The organism is Novosphingobium sp. MD-1 (genome assembly GCF_001014975.1).
Classification (GTDB): domain Bacteria; phylum Pseudomonadota; class Alphaproteobacteria; order Sphingomonadales; family Sphingomonadaceae; genus Novosphingobium.
Map to the genome: position 1 here is coordinate 284597 of NZ_BBXA01000033.1, position 21660 is coordinate 306256.

Here is a 21660-nt window from a genome sequence, read left to right on the forward strand (position 1 = left end):
CATTTCATCGCCAGACGAAAAGAACGGGGCGTTTATCGCCCCGTTTTTTATGCGCATCATCCGCGCGCCAGGCATCCCGAATTCGATGCCGGCACTTTCCCCCTTCACGGCAACGTCTTTTTAGAGTTACAACCCGGGTAACGGCCTCCGCATTGAATCGGAGCCGCCCTTTGTTCAGGCGCCGCGATAAATACGCGGATGTGTGAGGGCCGGCACAGCGATTCGGGAAGAATGAGGCGACATCAAGGTCGCACCGTCATTCGTTACCCAGAGTCGGAGATACGCCGTGCGCAGCTTTTTCAGGACTGTTGGAGCCAGGGGGCTAGCGGCTGGTGCCGCTTGTGCCGCTCTGTCGGGACTTCTGCTCCTTCCCGCCGATGTGGCCGAAAGCGCCGATCACCTCGATCCGCCCACCCGCACCGACGCCGGGTTCGATACCACGCCGGATATTCCAGCCGATATCGCCGACGTCTTCGCGTGGCATTCCAACGGCACGACCAAGATCGCGATGACTTTCGCCGGTCCGGTCGCCACCACCGCGCCGACCTATTACGACCGCGACGTGCTCTACAAGATCAACGTGTCCACGCAGGCCCCCGGAACCTCGCCGGAATTCGTGATCAAGTTCCGCTTCGGCAAGGGGCAAGGCGCGAACGACTGGGGCGTCCGCATCGAAGGCCTGCCCGGCGTGACCGGCACGCTGGAAGGGCCGGTGGAAACGACGCTTACCGCCAACGGCGTCAAGGCGCGCGTTGGCCTGTATGACGAGCCGTTCTTCTTCGACCTGATCGGCTTCCGCGAAACGCGCTCGTTCGGCACCATCCGCATCCGCAACGATCGCAATTTCTTCGATGGCCAGAACGATACCGCGCTGGTCCTGGAAATTCCGGATGCCAACCTTGGCACGATCGGCAGCAATCTGGACGTCTGGGGTCAGACGCTTCGCTTCGGGGGGAACCTGTGATGCAAGCCTCTCCGTTTTCCTTGCGCCGCGCCGCGATGCTCTTCGCGACGCCGCTGGCGCTGACCGCCGTTCTGGCCGCCTGCGGCGACAGCGGCTCCGGCAGCCAGGTGGTCGTCCCCGCCCCGTTGCCGAGCGGAACCGGCACGGCCACCCCCACGCCGACGGCCACGGCCGTATCCTACAACGTGGACAACTGCTTCACGCAGACCGTCCAGGGACAGACCGGCGTGACGGCAACGCTGCAATCGCAGATCATCCCGGACACGCTGAAGCTGGACATCACGCGCTCGACCCGCTTCCCCAACGGCCGGCACCCTGCCGATCCGGTAGTGGACATCCTGCTCGCGGAACTGTTCCTCGACATGACGGTGACGGGCCAGGGGCCGAACACGTTCGCCAACATTCCGCTTAATCCGCCAACCAACGACAAGCCGTTCAGCCTTACGTTCCCCTTCCTGGCGAATCCCAACGGTTCGCCGGCTGTGGCGAGCGGCACGGGATCGGGCTTCAACTTCCGCACGGACGCGGATTCGGCCTATGTCAGCGTGGATCGCATGGGCAACCCGGCGATCGCCACCGCGCTGGTCGGCTCCTCGACCAAGAACAGCTACAACGACGCCACGCCGGCGGACGATGCCACCAACAACAAATACCTCGCCGAATACAAGAACGAGTTGCACAAGTTCTTCGACCTGATCGGCGACGATCTTACCAATCTGGGCCTGAAGATCTGCGCCCGCACATCGTGACGGCACGCGGGTCGCGGGAAAACTTGACATGAACACAGCTTCGGCAGGCCAGCGCAACACCTTGCGCTGGCCCTGGCTGCTCCTTGCCGCCGTGATCATCGTGCTTGCGGCCAGCTATGGCTGGCAGCGCTGGAGCCACCGGCACGGCCCGCCCGATCCCGCGCCGGGCGAGGTCACGCCTTGGTTCGGCCCCCGCAACCAGCAAGAAGCCGTGAACGCCGCCACGGTGCAGATCGATGGCGGGCGCGAACGCGAAAAGAGCGGCAAGACCGACTGGCTCCACATGGAAATCCTGGGCGATGCCCTGGTCGGCCGATACCGCCTGACCGGCAGCTACGCCGATCTGGCCGAAGCGGACAAGGTGCTGGACCGGGCGATAGGCATGGCCGAGTTTCCCGCCGGTCCCAGCCTGTCGCGCGCCGCGCTGTCGGTCACGCTGCACCGGCTGGACGATGCCACAAAGGCTCTCACCCGGTTCGACGCGCAGAAGGCCAGCCCGCATAGCGAGGAAGCCTCCAGCGCGCTCGCCTTGCGCGGGGACATCGCGATGCAGCGTGGCGATTATGCCACCGCCCGCGAGGACTATGCCAAGGCGGAAGCCGCCGCCAACAACGCCGGGCTCGCCCTGCGGCAATCGATGCTCTCGCTGCGCACCGGCGATCCTGAACTCGCGCGCCGGCGCGTCAACGCCGTGCTGCGCGGCAAGCGGCTGACACGCCTCGCCAAGGCACAGGCCGCCATCCAGCGCGCGACCGTGGCCTATGCCGTGGGAGACTGGACCACCGCCGGCCGCTGGGCGCGCTTTGCCGACAGCTTCTTTCCCGGCAACTGGCTGAACGAGGCGTTCGTCGCGCAACAGGCGGCCGTTGAAGGCCGGCCGGACGAAGCGGCACGGCGCTATGCCGATATCGCCAACCGCACCAACGCGCCCGAAGTGATGGACGCGCTCGCCCACCTCCTGCGCCTCGAGGGCAAAGGCCAGGAAAGCCGGGCCTGGGCGGACCGTGCCGCCGCGATCTGGGCCGAACGCCTGCAAGCCCTACCGGAGGCCGCGGCCGCGCACGTCATCGAGCACGAACTGGCCGTCGGCGATCCGCGCCGCGCGCTTGACCTGGCCCGGCAGGACGCCACACGGCGCCCGCACGGCGCCACCCTGGCGCTGCTTGCCCGCGCGCAACTGCTCACCGGCGATCCGGCAGGCGCGCTGGCCACCACCGAACGCGCTGAAAAGGGCGGCTGGCGCTCCGCCCTGCTGCTGATGCAGAAAGCCGAGGCGCTCGACGCGCTGGGCCGGGGCGATGACGCGGAGGATGCGCGCAAGGCCGCGTTGAAGATCAATCCCAAAGCTGCCGATCCCGCCGCGCGGTTCGTCTGGTTCGGGCATGATTGAACGCGGCATGCCGGCGCGGTTCATCGCCGCGCTGGCCGTCCTGTTGCTTCTGCTCGCGCTGCCCGTCCCCGCCGCCGCGCATCTCACGCCCAATTCGGAAATCCGCCTCGATCTCGCCCCCGGCGCGATCGTGGCCGATATCGTCGTGCCGCAAAGCGAGTTCGGCTATGCTACCGGCCTTGCCACCGACAACCGGCCTGCAAGCCTTGCCGCCGCGCGCGCCTATCTGCTGGGCCACTTCGCGGTCGTCGCACCGGACGGCCGCCAATGGCGCGTGGCGATCGACCGGATCGCGTTCGAAACGATCATCGGCCCGCCCGATCTCCATGCCACGGCCACACTGCTGCCGCCGCCCGGCGCCGGCGACCGCAGCTTCCGCGTCGACTGGCGCGTCATCACGCGCGAGGTTCCCACCCATTTCGCGCTTCTGGTGATCGGCGGAGACCTGGCCGGTGGCACGCGGGGCGAGCGCGAACTCGTCGGCGCGCTCACCGCCGCGCGGCCCGTCCTCGCGGTCGATCGCGGCCATGCCGGCATGGCCGGCCTTTTCGCCAACAGCTTCCGACTGGGCGCGCGCCATATCGCCGAAGGCTATGACCACCTGATGTTCCTTCTGGCGCTGCTGCTGCCGGCACCGCTGCTGGCCGCCGGCGGGCGCTGGTCCGCCCTGCGCGAACCGCGCGCCACCTTCCGCCATCTCGCGATGATCGTCACCGCGTTCACCGTGGGGCACAGCCTGACGCTGATCGCCGCCGCGCTGTTTGGCGCGCATCTGCCGGCGGCCCCGGTCGAAGCCGGCATCGCGCTGTCCGTGCTGATCTCGGCAATCCACGCGGCGCGGCCGATCTTTCCGGGGCGCGAGCCGCTGGTCGCGCTCGGCTTCGGTCTCGTCCACGGACTTGCCTTCGCCACGCTGATCGCCAACTTCGGCCTGGGCGCGGCGACCCGCGTGACCGCGATCCTCGGTTTCAACCTGGGGATCGAGGCGGTGCAGCTTCTCGTCGTGCTGGGCGCCCTGCCGGCGCTGCTCGCCGTGGCGCGCTGGCGCCATGGCCCTCCCGCCCGTACCGCGCTCGCCGCGGTGATCGGCCTCGCCGCCGCGATCTGGCTGGTGGAGCGCGTCGCCGGGCTTGTGATCCCCGCTGCCGCGCTGTTCGAAACGGCGATCCCGTGGAGCTTTGCGCTGATCCTGCTGGTCTCCGCGCTGGTCCTGCTGCGCACCGTTCTTCCGCGCGCGCAACGCGCCTGACCATCCGTTTCGCATCCGCAGCACTGGACAAGCCCCCGCCCCCGCGCCAAGGTCCGTTTCGGGGATCGGGAAGCACTAATGGACGCAAACGGCCACGGCTCTGCCTTGTCGCAGGGCGCCAACACTGTGCTCGGCTCGCCGCTGCGCCTGCTGACGGGCACGCTGCTGTTCGTGGCCACCGTGTTCTGCATTTCCACCATGGGCTACGTCCGGGCCGGCTGGCCGCTGGGCGATGCCGCCTACATGGTGCTGCTGACCATCTTCTCGGTCGGGTACGGCGAAGTCCGCCCGATCGACACCACGTTCCTGCGGATCTGGACCACCTTGACGATCGTGCTGGGCTGCACCGGCATGATCGTGCTGACCGGCGCGCTCGTGCAGGTCTTCACGCTGTTCCAGTTCCGCCGCCTGCTGGGGCTGGACCGCATGCAAACCGAAATCGAAAAACTCGAAGATCACGTCGTCATCTGCGGCTATGGCCGGATCGGCGTGCAACTCGCCATGGCGCTGGCCGAAGCGCGGCACCCGTTCGTCATCATCGAACGGAGCCCCGCGAAGTGCGAGGAAGCGCGCGCGCACGGCCATCTCAGCCTGGTCGGCGAAGCCACGCACGAGGATACGCTACGCCAGGCCGGCATCGCCAAGGCGCGCGTGCTCGCCTCGGTCCTGCCCGATGACGCGGCCAACGTGTTCATCACGCTTTCGGCGCGCAACCTCAACGCCGGAATCGAGATCATCGCCCGCGGCGAAGCGCCCAGCACCGAAAGCAAGCTGTTCCACGCCGGGGCGGACAAGGTCGTGCTGCCCACCCACATCGGGGCGGAGCGCATCACGGAACTGATCCTCTATCCCGCCACGGGCAAGGCCGTGGGCAGCGATGGCGCGGTCTCCGACATGAAGCGCGGCCTCCACGATCTCGGCCTCGAACTGGAAGTGGTGACCGCGATCAAGCACGGTGCGCTGACCGGGCTGAACGTGCGCGAGGCCGAACGGCAGGGCAACGGCGCGTTCTTCATCGTTCAGATTGACCGCGCGAACGGCCAGTCGATCGCCCATCCGGGCGACGAGGTGCGCATCGAACCGGGCGATTCCGTGATGCTGGTGGTGCGCGGCAGCCGCCTTTCGGCCGGCGCGATCTTTTCCGCCCCCGCGCGCCCGGTGCGCCACGGCCGCTCGTTCATCACGCCGGGGCGGTAAGATCGGATGACATCACCTTGAATCGTCATTGCGAGGGGCGAAGCCCCGCGGCAATCCAGAGCCGCACGTGGGACTCTGGATTGCTTCGCTCACGCTCGCAATGACGATGTGGGGCACAATGAGTTAAGGTCAGCTTTCCCGCGCCGGCATCCGGTTCCATGCATCCAGCGCGGCGATCTTGTAGGCTTCGGCCAGCGTCGGATAGTTGAAGGTGTTCTCGATGAAGTAATCGAGCGTGCCTTTCAGGTTCAGCACCGCCTGCCCGATGTGGATCAGCTCGGTCGCGCCTTCGCCGCAGATGTGCACGCCCAGCAGGCGGCGCGTCTTGAGCGAGAACAGCATCTTCATCATGCCGGAATTCAGCCCCATGATGTGCCCGCGCGAGGTTTCGCGGAACCGCGCGATCCCCACTTCATAGCTGATGCCGCGCGCCCGCACTTCCTGCTCGTTCATGCCAACGGTCGAAATCTCGGGCACGGCATAGATGCCATAGGGAAAGTATTGCGGCGCGGGCGGCAGCGGCAGGCCGAAGGCGTGACACGCGGCGATGCGCCCCTGCTCCATCGAGGTGGAGGCAAGGCTGGGAAAGCCGATCACGTCACCCGCCGCATAGATGTGCGGCACCTCGGTCTGGAACGTCTTGGGATCGACCGTGATGCGCCCCCGGTGGTCCACCGAAAGCCCGCATTTGTCGAGATCGAGCGGGGCGGTCGCGCCGGTGCGGCCGGCGGCGTAGAGCAGCATCTCGGTGCGCACCGTGCGCCCGTCGGCCAGCGTGGTCGTCACCCAGCCGTCTTTACCCTTTTCGATCGAGCGCACTTCCGCGCCGGTGCGGATCACCATGCCCCGGTCACGCAACTCGTGCGTGAAGGTGTCGATGATCTCGCGGTCGATGAAGTCCAGGAACGTCTCGCGCGGCTCGATCAGCGTGACCGGCACGTCCATCGCGCTGAAGATCGTGGCATATTCGATGCCGATCACCCCCGCGCCGATCACGGTCAGGCTGCGCGGAACACGCGGGCATTCGACGATCGCGTCGCTGTCGACCACATGGTCGCCATCGAACGGCACGCTGTCGGGCCGGTAGGGGATCGTACCCACGGTAATCAGGATGCGTTCGCCCCGCACCGCCAGGTCGCTGCCGTCGGCGCGGCGCACCGCCACCTCGTTCGGCCCGGTGAAGCGCGCCGTGCCGTTGACGGTGCGGATCTTGTTGCGATGGAACTGGTGCTCCAGCACGTTGATCTCGTGCTCCAGCGTCTTCATCAGGCGGACGCCGAGGTCATCCCCGCCGATCTCCTGCTTCACGCGGTAGGAATGCCCGTAGAACCCGCGCTCGCGCCAGCCCGAGAGGTTGAGCGCGGTCTCGCGCAGGGTCTTGGACGGGATCGTGCCGGTGTGGACCGAGACGCCGCCCACGCGCCGCCGCCCTTCCACCACCAGCACCGATTTGCCGAGCTTGGCCGCCTGCACCGCAGCGCGCCGACCCGCCGGGCCGCTGCCGATAACGATGAGTTCGTATTCCTCCATGGTTCCCCCCAAGGCACATGCCACCGCGCGCGCAGCGCCGCGGCTTCTCCCGCCTCGCCAGGAACCGTCTCCCCCAACCGCGCCGGCCGCCCCCTTTGCGTCCGGTCACGGTTTCCAATCTTGCCCGGTGGAACCGTTCTGGCAATCCCGGAGCATAGCCCGCTCCGGCAAAGATTGCGTGAACGGCCGCCCCCGCGCTTATCCGTGTGCGCCGAAGTAGTTGGCGATGGCCACGGCGATGCGGATGTTGAGCGCGTGGGCGTGTTCGATCGGATCGATGAAGCGCGCGCGGATCACGCCGTAATCCTCGCCCCGGTGGTCCGGATAATCGGTCGGCTCGTCCACCGCGAAGTCGGCTATGCCCGGCTCGATCACCGGATAGGCCCGGCGCATTTGCGCCAGCGCGTCGTCCACCCGCAGCGACAGCACCATTTCCAGCACGTCCTCGCGGCTGACATCGTTGGCGCGTGCGAACGGCGGCACCTGCACCGCGCGCAGGAACATGTGCATCAAGAGGGCCAACCGGATCGCCTGGAGCAGCCCGATCTCGCGCCGTTGTGCATCGGTGCCCGGGTCGCGCGCCTCGGCCTGTCCCGGCACCATCGCCAGCATCCGGTGCAGCTTCATCCAGTCCACCCGCAGGCGCGAGGTCAGACGACGGAACACCCCGGCGCGATCGTCCTTGGTCAGATGTTCGGCCAGCGCCATGCACGCGCTTTCCAGCGCGTTCTCGGTGCCGCGATAGGGGCGGCTCGCCCAATAGGCGGAATTGAACAGTTCGCCATGCGCCGCCACCGTCTTGATGCTGGCTAACCCGTTGGCCGCGCGCAGCAGGCGAACCAGCTGCCGCCCGCGTTCCGACCGGCCGAGCAGTTCGGCGATCGATTCCGCCTCGTCCCCGGCCGCCGTGCCGGCGCCGGCCACCACGTTCACCGGATAGCCGATCTGCTGAAGGATGGCGTTGTGCGGGATCGCGCGGATCTGCCGCAAGTTCATCGAACGGTCGGCGCCGATGTCCGACTGGCGGCGCGAAACGCGGCTGCCGGTAGCCTTCAGCATCCCCAGCCCGAACGCGGTGACGGCGCGGGCATAAGTCGCGGACTTCAAGTGATCGCGCTGCACCCGCCGGATCGAGCGGTAGAAATCGAGACTGAGGTCGGTCCGGTCATAGAACGGGTCTTTCTCGCCATCGGCCGCCAGCGACGCTTCCGCCTCGGCGATCCGCGTGAGGGTGGCGAGCGCGAGTTCGTCGTTGCGGAAAAACAGGTATCCGTCGCCGCCCTGGAAGCTCGCTTCGGGTTCGATGGCGATGCCCGCGCGCGCGAACCGGCCGCGCGCCCAGCGGCTCAGCGGCCAGGTCAGGCGATCCGCGAAGCCCGAAGGGTGCGCGCCGCGGCCCATCGATTCCCCGTGCGTATCGAAGATCAGCGCGGCCACGTCGGTCAGCCCGTTGTTGCGCATGGCGTCGGCCAGCCGGCCCTGCAACCGCTCGATCGCCAGCGCCGCCGGCACCTGCCCTATGAAGCGCCCGGCGTCCGAAAAGCCGGTCTGCACCGAAACCCGGCCGCGCACGCGGGCATAGGCACGGTAGGATTCCTCCGCCAGCAAGGCTTCCAGGAAGCGCCCCCCATGCTCCAGCGCGCTCTCGGTCTCAAACAGCGGCGAAACATCGACCTTGTCGTCGATCCCGAACAGCTTGGCGAAATAGAGCGCGGCCAGCACCGTCTGTGGCTGTTCGCATTCGGCGATCAGCATCCGGATCGGCGCGTCGGCATCGATATGGTGCAGGATCTTCGCCATCACCAGGAACTGGCGCATCGCGGTGGACGTCTCGATCGCCAGCGCCGCGAAATTGACGCGCAGCGGCGTCGCCTCCGCCAGCAGTTCGCGCAGGCGCGAGATCGCGCCCTTGCTCGACAGATCGAGCGTGCCGTCCGGATCGATCCGCCGCCGCAGCGCGTTGTGCAATTGCGACGAGTTCACGCGGAAGTGAATCCAGCCCATGCCAAGGCCATCCGCGCGCATCGCGCCCGCCAGCGTGGCCAGCGCGATCGCGGCGTCGCCCTCGGCCGCCTTCGCCTCGTCCTCAAGCTGCGCGATGATCGGGGCCAACGACAGCAGCTTGGCGGGATCGTCCGCCGTCATCCGGTTGGCCACGGCGGCGAGGGCATCGGGTTCGGTCAGCGGCGCGGAAAACAGCTCCGCCATTTGCGACGCATGGGCCTGCGCGGCGTCGAGCGTTTCCACCAGCGGATGGCCGGCGTCGATCGAACGGAGCCCGGCGGCGTAGCTGGCCAGCCGCCGCGCCTTTTCGCGCAGGCGGAACGCGATCGACGTGGTCCAGCCGATATCGGTGCGACCGTCCATGTCATAGCCGACCCAGGTGGCGAAGCGAAACGGCAGCGGCCGGAAATCCAGCCAGCGGCCCGGCCAGCGTTGCCGCGCATGGGCCAGCAGCACCGCGTTGATGCGGTCGCGCGCAGCCGCCGCGCGTTCGATCGCGTTGCACACTTCGACGTGCTCGAATTCGAGCGTGATCTTTTCGGCCGCCGCCGGCAGCGCGCAGACCGTCGCGGCTTCGGGATCGTCGGCGATGGCGGCAGTGGCCACCGCATCCGACTGCGCGGCGCTGAGCAGGAATGTGGGATGCGCCGTGAACACCGCATGGAGCAGCGGCTTTTCCCAGCGCGCGCGGAAGGCGCTGAAGCCGTCTTCCTCGTTCAGCAGCCGGCCGATCGCATCGAGGTTTTCGGTCGTGTCGGTCGGCGCAACCAGCCGCCGCAGGCGCGCGGCCCGGCTTTGCAGCGCGGCGCATTCCAGCTCGGCGACCAGGCCTTCGATGTCGGAGAGGTTCAGCGCGCCACCTTCGAGCTGGCGCGAAAGATCGTGGCTGAGCTGGAACACCGGATTGAACAGCGGCGTTTCGGCCGTCCGTTCATGCAATTGCTGGAGCCTCGTCCTCAACTCGCCGACTGTCTTCATGCGCTTTCCCCCCTTGGAACGCCGCGTAACCGTCCTAACCGCCAAGTGCGAATGCCTCCCGCGCCGCGGCTTCGATGGCCGCTTCGTCGGGGACACCCTTGTTCACAACCCAGCTTCCGCCCACACAGAGCACCGGATCGAATGCCAGCCATTCGCCGGCACTCGCCGCGCTGATCCCGCCGGTCGGGCAGAAGCGGCACTGATGGAACGGCGCCGCCAGCGCCTTCAGCGCCGGCAATCCGCCCGAAGTCGAGGCCGGGAAGAACTTGAAGTGCGTCAGCCCCAGATCCAGCCCGCGCATGATGTCACCCGCGCTGGCGATGCCCGGCAGGAAGGGAATGCCCGCCGCCACCGCCGCGCTGCCCAGCCGGTCGGTCAGGCCGGGGGAGACGATGAACTCCGCCCCGGCATCGATCGCGGCCTTCAGCTCGTCCGGGTTGGTCACCGTGCCCGCACCCACGATCGCGCCTTCGATGGCCTTCATCGCGGTCAGTGCTTCGAGCGCGGCGGGGGTCCGCAGCGTCACTTCCAGCACGCGCAGGCCGCCGGCAACCAGCGCCCGCGCCACCGGCAGGGCATGGGCCACGTCGTCGATCACCAGCACCGGAATGACCGGGGCGGTCCGCATGATGGTTTCGATCGGCTTCATGGCGTCTTTCCTCTCGCTTTCCGGAGAGCGTGGCTTAACGCGACTCGTCGGGATTGTGCACCTGCTAACGCCCCCGCGCATAGCTATTCTTTGATGCACCCCGGAAATACCGTTCCAATTCGGCAGAAGCGTGCAAGCGCGAACAACGCCGAATGCGCGCGGATCGCTCTTGGTAGCGCCGTTCCACCCTATGACATCGCTATCATTGGAGCGGATACGCCATTTGCTCCCAAAGCACGTGGAATCCGGCCTTTTCCGCCTTGTGGAGACGCGTCGTTAACCGTGACCCGCTAGGAGGTCGGGAACCGGAAGGGAACGGAATGAACGGGGCGGTCGCCTTACTGATTGTCAACGCGGCAGTCGCCGGACTGTTCGGGCTGAGCTACGCCGCCCTGGCCGTGACCAACCGGTCGCAGCGCTCCGTGGCGGGTTTCGGCTTCTCCTATCTCGTCGGCATGCTCACGCCGCTCGCCGAAATAGCAATCCGTTACAGCACCATCACAACCCCGTTCATGATCGTCAGCTATGGCGCGTTCCTGGTGGCGTTCCTGGCCTCGTCGGCGGCGCTTTCGCTGTTCGACCGGCAGCGCCCACACTGGCGGATGATCGGCCTGCTGTTCGCCTTCGCCGTCATCATGCGCGCCGCGATCTGGGGAGGGCCACGCAACAACGTGGTCTACGAACTGTGTTATCAGGCGCCCCACGCCGCCGCCATCGCGCTGTGCGCGTGGACGGCGTGGAGCATCGCCCGGGGGCGCGTGCTGCATCGCACGCTGGCGGTGCTGTTCGGGCTGATCACGCTGCACTTCCTGACCAAGCCGTTCCTTGCGTCGATGCTCGGCTCCGGCCGCAGCGCGCGCGACTATACCGACAGTTCCTATGCCGTCGTCTCGCAGGCCGGGTCCGGGATCCTGCTGATCGCCACCGGCCTCGTCATCATGCTGATCGTGATCCAGTCCATCGTGCAGGAATCCTTGGTGGACTCCGAAACCGATCCGCTGTCGGACCTGCTCAACCGGCGCGGCCTCGACCGCCGCTGCCAGCGCGAGTTCGTCGAAGGTGGCGCCGTCGTGGTGCTGGACCTCGATCATTTCAAGGCGATCAACGACACCCACGGCCACGATGTAGGCGACGATGTGATCGTCGCCTTCGCCGATATCATGCGCCGCGCGGCGCCACGGGGCGCGCTGCTGGCCCGGACCGGGGGCGAGGAATTCGTGGTCATGCTGCCATCGGCCTCGATCGAGGACATCGGCGAACTGGCCGAGAGGATCAGACGAGCGGCCGCAACCGAATCCGGTGAGGCCCGCCCGGCGTTCACCGTCAGCGGCGGCGCCACCTGCGCGCTGCCGGGCGAAACGTTCGCCGACGTGATGCGCCGTGCCGATCACGCCTGCTACGAAGCGAAGCGCATGGGCCGCAATTGCGTCGTGGCCCTGCCGCCCGGCAACGACACCAGGCCCATCCCGCTCTCAATCAACCTTGCGGCGGGCGGGGAGCCGGCCATGGCCACGCTATTTGATCATCTGCCGTCCGCGCCGCGCGAACGGGCTACACCGCCGAGCTGAACTGATGCGGGCCAGCGCGGTAGGCGTCGAACACCGCCGCGATTGACCGGGCATAGGGTTCGCATCCGCGCTCCAGCCGGATGTGCCCGTCCGCGATGGTCGCAAGCCCCCGTTCGACAAAGGGTTGCAACCGCGCTTGCGCCTCGTCCATCAGGTCCGGCGGCACCCGCGCTTCGTTATGGCAGAGCAAGCCGGTGATGATGTCCCCCCGCCGCCGGTCCTCCGCAGTGCGCTCAACCCCGCGCCGGCCGGACAGATGCCCATCATGCACCAGCGTGCGATAGGCGCCGGCGTTCTTTTCGTTCTGCACGAACAGGTCGGGGAACTCGCTGATCGAAGAAGCCCCCAGCCCGAGCAGCACCGGTGCGGAATCGTCGGTAAACCCCTGGAAATTGCGCTGCAACGCACCGGTCCGCGCAGCCCGCGCGAGATCATCGCCCGGCAACGCGAAGTGATCGAAACCCACGGCCTGGTACCCGGCATCGACAAGTTGGCGATACCCTTCCGCCGCCATGCGGAAGCGATCCACCTGCCCCGGCAGCCGGCTGGCATCGATGCGCTGCTGGCGCGGGATCATGTGCGGCACATGGGCATAGCCGAACAGCGCCACCCGGTCGGCGCCCATCGCGATCGTTTCGTCCAGCGTCTGCGCCAGCACTGCGTCATCCTGGAACGGCAAGCCGTACATCAGGTCAAAATTGATCGAATCCACGCCCGCCCGGCGCAGCCCTTCTACCGCGCGCTCGATCGAATCCTTCGGTTGCACGCGTCCGATCGCCGATTGCACGCGCGCGTCCAGCGTCTGCACGCCAAGGCTGGCCTTGATCACGCCAATGCCCCGGATCGCCATCAGCCATGGCGAAGAAAGGCTGCGCGGGTCGAGTTCGATCGACAGCACCGGCCGGTCCATCCGGAAGTTCACCGTCAGCGTATCGACCAGCCGCACGAAATCGGTCGGCTGGATCGCGTTGGGGCTGCCCCCTCCGAACGCGATCCGCGAGATCCGCACCGAAGGATCGAGTTCGGAAGCGAGCAACTCGATCTCGTGGTGCAGCGCCTCGAGGTAATGCGTCAGACGTTGCGTGCGATTGGCAGCGCCGGTGTTGCACCCGCAATACCAACAGATTTCCCGGCAATAGGGGATGTGGATATAGAGCGAGACCGTGCCTCGGACTGTCCGGATCGCGACGCGCTGACGCGCCTCGAAATCCTCGTCCACGAACTCGGCCGCCGTCGGATAACTGGTGTATCGCGGGACCGGCCGGGCCAGCAGTTCGGGGTAATAGGTCCAGTCCGCGAAGACGCCGGTTCGCTCAGCGTGTTCAACCGACATTGTCGTCTTCCTGATCGGATTCGCCATCATGGCCACAACAGCTATCGCCGCCGCCGCGCTTGCGCATTGAGATATGGCAAACTTTGCAGCAGCCTCCACTTGTGCCATCGTCCCGACGCGGCACGCGGATCGGCCTGGCCCCACCGGCTTCGCCGCAGAATGGCACCATCATGAACGATGGACCGCTGCCCGTACCCGCCGAAAGCGGCGCGGAAAGCTGGATCAGCGCCAGCATGGCCAGCGAAAGGGAGGCGCGGTGCATGTCAGCCTTCCTCGTTCTCGTCGATCAGGATGCGCGCGGCCGCGCCATCCAGGTCGTTAAACTGCCCTTTGCGCAGCGCCCAGAAGAACGCCGCCAGGCCGAACAGCCCCATGCCCAGCGCGATCGGGAGAAGAAAAGCGATGCTCGTCATCGGGCCGCTCCCGCCAGTCGCAGCGAATTGCCCACCACGATCAGCGAACTGGTGGACATCGCCACCGCCGCGATCAGCGGCGTCACCACACCCGCCATCGCCAGCGGCACCGCCAGCACGTTGTAGCCGATGGCCAGCACGAAGTTCTGCCGCACCACCCGCATCGTCGCCCGCGCGGCGCGGACGGCGCGCGGCAGGGCGAGCAGCGAATCCCCGGTGAACACCAGATCCGCCGCCTGCCGGCCAACGTCGCTGGCGCTGCCCGGCGCGATCGAGGCATTGGCGGCGGCGAGCGCCGGCCCGTCGTTGAGCCCGTCCCCCACCATCAGCACATTACGCCCCGCCTCCTGCAGCCGCGCGATGGCGTCCTTCTTGTCGGACGGCGAAGCGGCCGCCTGTGCGGTCAGCCCGGTCGCCCGCGCCACTGCGGCCACCGCCGGCAGCGAATCGCCCGACAGGATCGAGGCCTCCACATGCAACGAAGCCAGACCCTGCAACGCGGCTTCAGCGTCCGGACGCAGCCGGTCAGCGAAGGGGATCACGCAGATCACGCCGCTGCCCAGCGTCAGCGCGGTGGCCATGCCCTGCGCCACCTGCGGCCGGCCAAGTGTCACCCGCGTACCGTTCCACAGGCCGGTCACGCCGCGCCCCGGCTCCTCGCGCACATCGTCCAGTTCCGCAGCCCGCACCCCGCGCGCGGAAAGGGCCTGCACCAGCCCCAGCGACAGCGGGTGACGGCTGTGGCTTGCCAGCGCCAGCGCCACTTCCGCCTCGGCGACGGAAAGCGCGCCCAGCGCCGCTTCGTCGGGCACCGGGCGGCCCAGCGTCAGCGTCCCCGTCTTGTCGAGCAACGCGCGGTCTACCGCCGCCAGACGCTCCAGCGCGGAACCGTCCTTGACCAGAATGCCGCGCTTCATCAGCGCGCCCGCCGCCACCACCTGCGCCACCGGCACGGCCAGGCCCAGCGCACAGGGGCACGTGATGATCAGCACCGCGATGGCGATCACCAGCGACTTGTACAGCCCCGCCCCGGCTATCATCCATCCCGCGAACGTCAGCGCCGCCAGCGTATGCACCGCCGGCGCATAGAGCCGCGAGGCGCGATCCGCGATCCGCACGTAACTGGAGCGCGATTGCCCCGCCGCTTCCATCAGCCGCGCGATTTCGGCCAGCGCGGTATCCTGCCCGACCGCGGAAACGCGCACATCCACCGGCGCATCGACATTGAGCGTGCCGGCGTGGACAGCCGTTCCCGGCCCGGCCGCCACCGGTTCGCTTTCACCGGTCAGCAGCGACTGGTCGAACCGGCTTTCCCCGCGCAGCACCTCGCCGTCGGCCGCCAGCCGCTCGCCCGACGCCACGCGCATGAGCATCCCCGGCAGCAGCGCCCCGGCCTCGACCCAGCGCGTCGCGCCATCGGCCTCGATCACCATCGCGCCCGTAGCCGCCTGCCGCAGCAGCGCATCGACGCCCGCGCGCGCGCGATCGCGCATCATCGCGTCCAGCACACGCCCCGCTAGCAGGAACAGCAGCAGCATCAGCGTGCCGTCGAACCAGGCTTCCTGCCCGTGGGTGACGGTCTCGTAGAGCGAAAGCCCCGTCGCCAGCGTCACGCCGATCGAGATCGGCACGTCCATGTTGGTCCGCCCACGCTTCAGCGCGCCGAAGGCGGAGGAAAAGAACGGCCGCCCGGCAAAGACGATCGCGGGCACGCCGATCGCCGCCGAAAGCCAGTGGAAAAGGTCCCGCGTCGTGCCGTCGGCCCCCGACCAGACGCTGACCGACAGCAGCATCACGTTCATGCAGGCGAAGGCGGCCACGGCCAGCGGCGCCAGCAAGGGCTTGACCGCCGAGGGCGCCTCGCGCTCCGCCGCGCGCGGCTGCGCCTCGAACCCCGCCATGGCCAGCGCGGCGACAAGATCCGGCGCTTCCACGCCCGCGCGGTGCGACACATCGACGCTGCGCGCGGTCAGGTTGGCACGCGCCGCGACGACCCCATCCACCTCACCAAAGGCCCGTTCGACCTTGCCCATGCAGCCGGCGCAATGCATCCCCGGAACGGACAGTACGGTGTGCAGCAGATCGTCCGCCGTTGCATCGCGGTGGGCCAGATCGGCTCCGGCCGGCCCCGCGGGGGCGTTCACTGGACTTCCCCGACCGTTCGCCATTCATGGCCCTCCGCCGTCACCGCCAGCCGCAGCCGCCAGCGCCCCGGTTCCAGTGCGGCGGCATACGTGCCAGGCGCGCTTTCACGGAAAGCCAGTTCGGTTTCGGGGCGGCGGCCCAGCGGATGCTCGGCCGTGGCCGTCACTTTCGCCCCCGACAGCGGCTTGCCCGCGCTGTCGCGCAGTTCGGCGATCACGCGGCCGTCCGCAGTGCGCGAAAGCACCGCCTTCCAGCCCAGCGCCCCTTCGACGCGGGCTTCGTCCAGCCAGCGGTTGAAATGCTGGCTGGCGACGTAGGAGTTTTCGACGACCACGCCGCCGAAGGTCGATACCGCGAAACGCGCCATCAACACGTTGACGGCGATCACGACGCCGAAGAACGCGATCATGATCATCGCCATGTGCCGCCCGGTGAACGGGCGCGGCGCATGCTGGCTGTTACGGCTATGCTGGGTCACTGGCCGTTTCCTTCCGCTGTGGTGAATGTCGTGGCGGCGCGGTCCTGCCCGCCCTCGGTATCGGTTGCTTTCACCGTAAAGGCGAAGTCCGCCGGCCTCGCCGCCGCACGGGGCTGCACGGCATAGACGCGCAGGCGCCGCGTCGTGTCCGCTGGCACGTCCAGCGCGAGCAACCGCTTCGCCTCGTCCGCTTCCATCTCGTCGGTGTAGATCGCCCCCCCCGGCAGGCCGTCGAGCGCGAGTTCCATCTTGCGCGGGCGGTCTTCCATGTTGCGCAGCTTCACAGTGAAGCCGTTGCGCACCGAACCGTCGCTCAGCATGACGAATTCGGGGTTGCGATCCTTCGCCACCGAAACGTCGAGCCGGCTGCGCTGGCCCAGCATGAACAGCATGGCCACGCCGATCGCGGCCCACACCGCGAAATAGACCAGCGTGCGGGGACGGAAGATCGTCTTCAGGATCGGCGTGGGCTTCTCACCCTTCTCCTCATGCTCGGCATCTTCCAGCGTGCAGTAGTCGATCAGCCCGCGCGGGCGGCCGACCTTGCTCATCGCCTGGTCGCAGGCATCGATGCACAGCGCGCAGGTGATGCAGCCGATTTGCGGCCCTTCGCGGATGTCGATGCCCGTGGGGCAAACCGCCACGCATTGCAGGCAATCGATGCAATCGCCCAGCGGCACCGGGCTTTTCGCCGCCGCCTTGACCGATCCGCGCGGTTCGCCGCGCCAGTGCTTGTAGGTGACGGTCAGCGATTTTTCATCAAGCATCGCCGTCTGGATGCGCGGCCAGGGGCACATGTAGACGCAGACCTGCTCGCGCATGAAGCCGCCCAGCCAGAAGGTCGTGAACGTCAGCACGCCGGTGGTGGCATAGGCGACCGGCGCGGCGGTGCCTGTCCAGAATTCGCGCTGAAGCGTGGGCGCATCGGCGAAATAGAAGATCCAGGCGCCGCCGGTCAGGAACGCGATGGTGAGATAGACGCCCCACTTGAACACCCGCCGGGCGATCTTGGAAGCGGTCCACGGTGCGTTCTGCAAACGGATCTGCGCGTTGCGGTCGCCATCGATGAAGCGGTCGACATGCTGGAACAGATCGGTCCACACCGTCTGCGGGCAGGCATAGCCGCACCACGCGCGGCCGACCGCGCTGGTGACGAGGAACAGGCCGATCCCCGCCATGATCAGCAATCCGGCAACGAAGTAGAACTCGTGGGGCCAGATTTCGATCTGGAACATGTAGAAACGGCGGTGCGCAAGATCCACCAGCACGGCCTGGTCGGGTGCGTAGGGGCCACGGTTCCAGCGGATCCATGGCGTGCCCCAGTACACCGCGAGGCAGAACGCCATCACCGCCCACTTGAAGCGGCGGAACGGTCCGTCGGTCTTCCTGGGGAAGACCGACTTGCGCTTGGCGTAAAGACCGAGGTCGTTGGAATGATCGGCGCCGAGGGTGGGATCTTGCGCGTTCATGGCCGTTACTTTGCTTGAGGAGCCGCCGCGGCGGCAGGTGCCGGCGCAGCTTGGGGTGCCGGTGCCGGCGTGGCTTCACCGCCGCCCAGCGAGTGGACGTAAGCCGCCAGCATCTTGACGGTGACCGGGTCCAGACGCGCGCCCCAGGCGGGCATCACGCCATAGCGGGCGTTGGTCACGGTTTCGGTCAACGTGGCGCGATCGCCGCCATAGAGCCAGATCGCGTCGCTCAGCTTCGGCGCGCCGACCATGCGGTTGCCCTCGCCATTCGCGCCGTGGCAGACCACGCAGTTCTCGGCGAAGATCTTGGCGCCGCGCTGTGCCGAAGCGCTCGGCTTTTCCTGCCCGCTGATGACGCGGACATGGCTGACAACATCCTGCACCTGCGCCGCCGTCAGGATGCCGTCGCGCCCGAAGGCCGGCATCTGGCTCATGCGGGTGGCGTCGTCGCCGGGCTGGCGCACGCCGTGCTCCAGCGTCTGGTGGATGGTGGCGATATCGCCGCCCCACAGCCAGTCATCGTCGTTGAGGTTCGGGTAGCCCTTGGCCCCCGCCGCGCCGGCGCCGTGGCACTGCACGCAGTTGACCTTGAACGCGGCGCGGCCGCCCTCGATCGCCGCGCGCAGCAACTTGGGATCGGCCCCGAGCTGCTCCACGGACGTTGCCGCGATCGCGGCCCGAAGACCCGCCCGGCTGGCGTCAGCGGCCTTCATCTCGGTCGCCAGCGCGCCCCGGCTGGTCCAGCCGAAGGTGCCCGCCGTGGCCGACTTCACCATCGGGATCGCGGGATAGACCACGCAATAGCCGATCGCGAAGACGATGCAGGCGTAGAACGTCCACAGCCACCAGCGCGGCAACGGGTTGTTCAGTTCCTCGATGCCGTCCCACTCGTGGCCGACGGTTTCGACGCCCGTGGCGTCGTCGATCCGCTTATTCGCCATCGTTCTCATCCTTGAAGATCGAGGTGGCCGCTTCGTCGCTGAGCTGGCGCGCGCCGGGCCGCAGGAACGGCCACAGGCACAGAACCAGGAACACGAAGGTCATCACCAGAAGCCCCCAGCTATCGGCCAGGTGGCGCAGCAGGTCGTAGGTGGAGTGCGCGCTCATCGGCCCTTCTCCTTGGCGAGCTGCTCCTGCGCCGCGGGGGCGTTGACATCGACCAGCGTGCCCAGAACCTGGAGATACGCGACCAGCGCATCCATTTCGGTCAGACGCTTGGGATCGCCGTCGAAGTCACGCACTTGCGCCTTGGGGTAACGCTTCTTGAAGTCGGCCACGTCGGCCTGCGGATCGGCCTGCGCTTTCAGGTCGTCGTTGGCCTTGGCGATGTCGTCCTTGGTGTAGGGGACGCCGACCTGGTACAGCGTCTGCAGCGATGCGGTCATATCGCCCGCGTCGAGATCGTGCTCGGCGAGGTGCGCGTAAGTCGGCATGATCGATTCCGGCACGACCGCGCGCGGATCTTTCAGGTGCTGGACGTGCCATTCGTCGGAATAGCGGCCGCCCACGCGGGCAAGGTCCGGCCCGGTGCGCTTCGAGCCCCACTGGAACGGATGGTCGTACATCGATTCCGCGGCCAGGCTGTAGTGCCCATAGCGTTCGACCTCGTCGCGGAACGGACGGATCATCTGGCTGTGGCAAACGTAGCAGCCTTCGCGGACGTAGATGTCGCGCCCGGCCTGTTCCAGCGGGGTGTAGGGCCGCATGCCCTCCACCTTCTCGATCGTGTTGTCGATCCAGAACAGCGGCGCGATTTCCACGATGCCGCCCACCGTCACCGCCGCGAAGGCACAGATGCCCAGCAGGGTGATGTTGCGTTCCAGCTTCTTGTGACGCTCCATGATGGAGAGTGCCATTGTCTTTTCTCCTTCTCCGGGCGTGTCAGGCGTGCGCCGGGGCGCCGGCGAGCGGCACGTCCCTGGCGGCGTCGTAGGGCGTCTCGGTCATCGGCTTCTCGTCGCGCAGCGTGTGGCCAAGGATCGTGCGGGTGATGTTCACCGCCATGATCGTTGCGCCGCTGAGGTAGAGCAGCCCACCGAAGGCGCGCAGCGCGTACATCGGGTGCAGCGCGGCAACGGTTTCGGCGAAGGAGTTCACCAGGTAGCCGTCCGGCCCGTATTCGCGCCACATCAGGCCCTGGGTGATGCCGGCCACCCACATCGAGGCGGCGTAGAACACGATACCCGTGGTCGCGAGCCAGAAGTGCCAGTTGACCATGCGCAGGCTGTAGAGCCGTTCGCGGTTCCACAGGCGCGGCGTGAGGTAATAGAGCGTGCCGAAGGTGACCATCCCGTTCCAGCCCAGCGCACCGGAATGGACGTGGCCGATGGTCCAGTCGGTATAGTGCGACAGGCTGTTGACCGCCTTGACGCTCATCATCGGGCCTTCGAACGTGCTCATGCCGTAGAAGGCCAGGCTCATCACGAACATGCGGATGATCGGATCGGTGCGGATCTTGTCCCAGGCGCCGTTCAGCGTCATCAGGCCGTTGATCATGCCGCCCCAGCTGGGCATCCACAGCATGACCGAGAAGACCATGCCCAGCGTCTGCGCCCAATCGGGCAGCGCGGTGTAGTGCAGATGGTGCGGACCCGCCCAGATATAGAGGAAGATCAGCGCCCAGAAGTGGATGATCGACAGGCGATAGCTGTAGATCGGGCGTTCGGCCTGCTTGGGCACGAAGTAGTACATCATCGCCAGGAAGCCGGCGGTCAGGAAGAAGCCCACCGCGTTATGGCCGTACCACCATTGCACCAGCGCGCCCTGCACGCCCGCGAACACCGGATAGCTCTTCGACCCGAAGATCGAGACCGGCAGGTTCAGGTTGTTGACGATGTGCAGCATCGCCACCGTCAGGATGAACGAGAGGTAGAACCAGTTGGCCACGTAGATGTGCGGCTCGGTCCGCTTGACGATCGTGCCGACAAAGACCGCGAGGTAAGCCACCCACACGATCGTCAGCCACAGGTCGACGTACCATTCCGGCTCGGCGTATTCCTTCCCCTGGGTGATGCCAAGCAGATAGCCGGTGGCGGCCAGCACGATGAACAGCTGGTAGCCCCAGAAGACGAAACGGGCGAGGCCGGGGAAGGCCAGCCTCGCCCGGCAAGTGCGCTGGACCACGTAGTATGACGTGGCGATCAGCGCATTGCCTCCGAAAGCGAAGATGACCGCGGAAGTGTGCAGCGGGCGCAGGCGACCGAAGTTGATCCATTCCAGGCCCAGGTTGAGCTGCGGCCAGGTCAGTTCGAGCGCGATGTAAAGCCCGGCGAGGAACCCCGCCATGCCCCAGAACACCGTCGCGATCACGCCCCAGCGGATGGGGTCGTCATCGTACCGGCCCTGATCGGGCATCTTGAGGATGCCGCGCGCGATCGAATCCACGTCGGCCTGACGCAGCGTGACGATCATGCCGATCAGCGCGGCAAGCGCACAGATTGCCATGTGAATGGCGAAGCCGCCGTCCTTGGCGAGCGCGCTCGCCATGACAGCAAGGAGAAGCACAGCGAACCATATGCCGCTGCGCGTTACTAGCGAAACCATG

The 21660-nt window shown here is 67.3% G+C and carries 19 protein-coding genes; 6 read left to right on the forward strand and 13 right to left on the reverse strand.

Features of this window, described 5'->3' with window-relative positions:
• Window positions 1-286 precede the first annotated feature (286 nt).
• The 5 genes from NMD1_RS18990 to NMD1_RS19010 all read left to right on the forward strand — a co-directional run bounded on the left by NMD1_RS18990 (window position 287) and on the right by NMD1_RS19010 (window position 5549).
• Window positions 287-964: a hypothetical protein gene (locus NMD1_RS18990; RefSeq protein ID WP_125956505.1), complete on the forward strand. Its 678-nt coding sequence runs from the start codon at window positions 287-289 to the stop codon at window positions 962-964.
• Window positions 964-1713, forward strand: coding sequence for a DUF4331 domain-containing protein (locus NMD1_RS18995; protein WP_233497825.1), 750 nt, complete (start codon window positions 964-966; stop codon window positions 1711-1713). The genes NMD1_RS18990 and NMD1_RS18995 overlap by 1 nt, the downstream gene beginning before the upstream one ends.
• Window positions 1714-1741: 28 nt before the next feature.
• On the forward strand, window positions 1742-3103 hold the full coding sequence (locus tag NMD1_RS19000) for a hypothetical protein (protein ID WP_125956507.1): 1362 nt from the start codon (window positions 1742-1744) through the stop codon (window positions 3101-3103).
• Window positions 3096-4352 (forward strand): HupE/UreJ family protein, encoded by a 1257-nt coding sequence (locus NMD1_RS19005; protein WP_125956509.1) that lies wholly within the window; start codon window positions 3096-3098, stop codon window positions 4350-4352. The genes NMD1_RS19000 and NMD1_RS19005 overlap by 8 nt, the downstream gene beginning before the upstream one ends.
• Window positions 4353-4430: 78 nt before the next feature.
• Window positions 4431-5549 carry a TrkA family potassium uptake protein gene (locus NMD1_RS19010; RefSeq protein WP_125956512.1) on the forward strand — a complete coding sequence of 373 codons (1119 nt, stop codon included), beginning with the start codon at window positions 4431-4433 and terminating at the stop codon, window positions 5547-5549.
• Between the two features lie 129 nt (window positions 5550-5678).
• Here the strand turns inward: NMD1_RS19010 and sthA are convergent, their stop codons facing one another.
• The 3 genes from sthA to eda all read right to left on the reverse strand — a co-directional run bounded on the left by sthA (window position 5679) and on the right by eda (window position 10710).
• Window positions 5679-7079, reverse strand: a complete 1401-nt coding sequence (gene sthA, locus NMD1_RS19015) for a Si-specific NAD(P)(+) transhydrogenase (RefSeq protein WP_125956514.1) — start codon at window positions 7077-7079, stop codon at window positions 5679-5681.
• 198 nt (window positions 7080-7277) lie between these two features.
• The gene (locus NMD1_RS19020; RefSeq protein WP_124808492.1) at window positions 7278-10061 is read right to left on the reverse strand and encodes a phosphoenolpyruvate carboxylase; all 2784 of its coding nucleotides are present in this window, start codon (window positions 10059-10061) and stop codon (window positions 7278-7280) included.
• A gap of 34 nt (window positions 10062-10095) precedes the next feature.
• Window positions 10096-10710 carry a bifunctional 4-hydroxy-2-oxoglutarate aldolase/2-dehydro-3-deoxy-phosphogluconate aldolase gene (eda, locus tag NMD1_RS19025; protein ID WP_125956516.1) on the reverse strand — a complete coding sequence of 205 codons (615 nt, stop codon included), beginning with the start codon at window positions 10708-10710 and terminating at the stop codon, window positions 10096-10098.
• A gap of 320 nt (window positions 10711-11030) precedes the next feature.
• Here eda and NMD1_RS19030 point away from each other — a divergent pair, with 320 nt between their 5' ends.
• A complete protein-coding gene (locus tag NMD1_RS19030) occupies window positions 11031-12278 on the forward strand; it encodes a diguanylate cyclase (protein ID WP_125956518.1) in 1248 nt (415 codons plus the stop codon).
• Here the strand turns inward: NMD1_RS19030 and hemN are convergent.
• From hemN to ccoN, 10 genes are read right to left on the reverse strand one after another with little or no spacing between them, the layout of a single operon-like run.
• Window positions 12262-13611 carry an oxygen-independent coproporphyrinogen III oxidase gene (gene hemN, locus NMD1_RS19035; RefSeq protein ID WP_125956521.1) on the reverse strand — a complete coding sequence of 450 codons (1350 nt, stop codon included), beginning with the start codon at window positions 13609-13611 and terminating at the stop codon, window positions 12262-12264. The genes NMD1_RS19030 and hemN overlap by 17 nt on opposite strands.
• Window positions 13601-13873 (reverse strand): hypothetical protein, encoded by a 273-nt coding sequence (locus tag NMD1_RS19040; protein WP_124808488.1) that lies wholly within the window; start codon window positions 13871-13873, stop codon window positions 13601-13603. Before NMD1_RS19040 ends, hemN begins: the two co-directional genes overlap by 11 nt.
• Before the next feature lies 1 nt (window position 13874).
• On the reverse strand, window positions 13875-14024 hold the full coding sequence (gene ccoS, locus NMD1_RS19045; protein ID WP_124808487.1) for a cbb3-type cytochrome oxidase assembly protein CcoS: 150 nt from the start codon (window positions 14022-14024) through the stop codon (window positions 13875-13877).
• Window positions 14021-16168: a heavy metal translocating P-type ATPase gene (locus tag NMD1_RS19050; RefSeq protein ID WP_375600810.1), complete on the reverse strand. Its 2148-nt coding sequence runs from the start codon at window positions 16166-16168 to the stop codon at window positions 14021-14023. Before NMD1_RS19050 ends, ccoS begins: the two co-directional genes overlap by 4 nt.
• Window positions 16165-16647, reverse strand: coding sequence for a FixH family protein (locus tag NMD1_RS19055; protein WP_255352119.1), 483 nt, complete (start codon window positions 16645-16647; stop codon window positions 16165-16167). Before NMD1_RS19055 ends, NMD1_RS19050 begins: the two co-directional genes overlap by 4 nt.
• Window positions 16644-18116 (reverse strand): cytochrome c oxidase accessory protein CcoG, encoded by a 1473-nt coding sequence (gene ccoG / locus NMD1_RS19060; RefSeq protein WP_124808485.1) that lies wholly within the window; start codon window positions 18114-18116, stop codon window positions 16644-16646. Before ccoG ends, NMD1_RS19055 begins: the two co-directional genes overlap by 4 nt.
• Window positions 18117-18121: 5 nt before the next feature.
• Window positions 18122-19057, reverse strand: a complete 936-nt coding sequence (ccoP, locus tag NMD1_RS19065; protein WP_125956525.1) for a cytochrome-c oxidase, cbb3-type subunit III — start codon at window positions 19055-19057, stop codon at window positions 18122-18124.
• Complete coding sequence (locus NMD1_RS19070; RefSeq protein WP_124808483.1) at window positions 19047-19223, reverse strand: cbb3-type cytochrome c oxidase subunit 3; 177 nt, start codon at window positions 19221-19223, stop codon at window positions 19047-19049. The genes ccoP and NMD1_RS19070 overlap by 11 nt, the downstream gene beginning before the upstream one ends.
• On the reverse strand, window positions 19220-19972 hold the full coding sequence (gene ccoO / locus NMD1_RS19075) for a cytochrome-c oxidase, cbb3-type subunit II (RefSeq protein ID WP_124808482.1): 753 nt from the start codon (window positions 19970-19972) through the stop codon (window positions 19220-19222). The genes NMD1_RS19070 and ccoO overlap by 4 nt, the downstream gene beginning before the upstream one ends.
• Before the next feature lie 25 nt (window positions 19973-19997).
• On the reverse strand, window positions 19998-21659 hold the full coding sequence (gene ccoN / locus NMD1_RS19080) for a cytochrome-c oxidase, cbb3-type subunit I (RefSeq protein ID WP_125956527.1): 1662 nt from the start codon (window positions 21657-21659) through the stop codon (window positions 19998-20000).
• Window position 21660 lies beyond the last annotated feature (1 nt).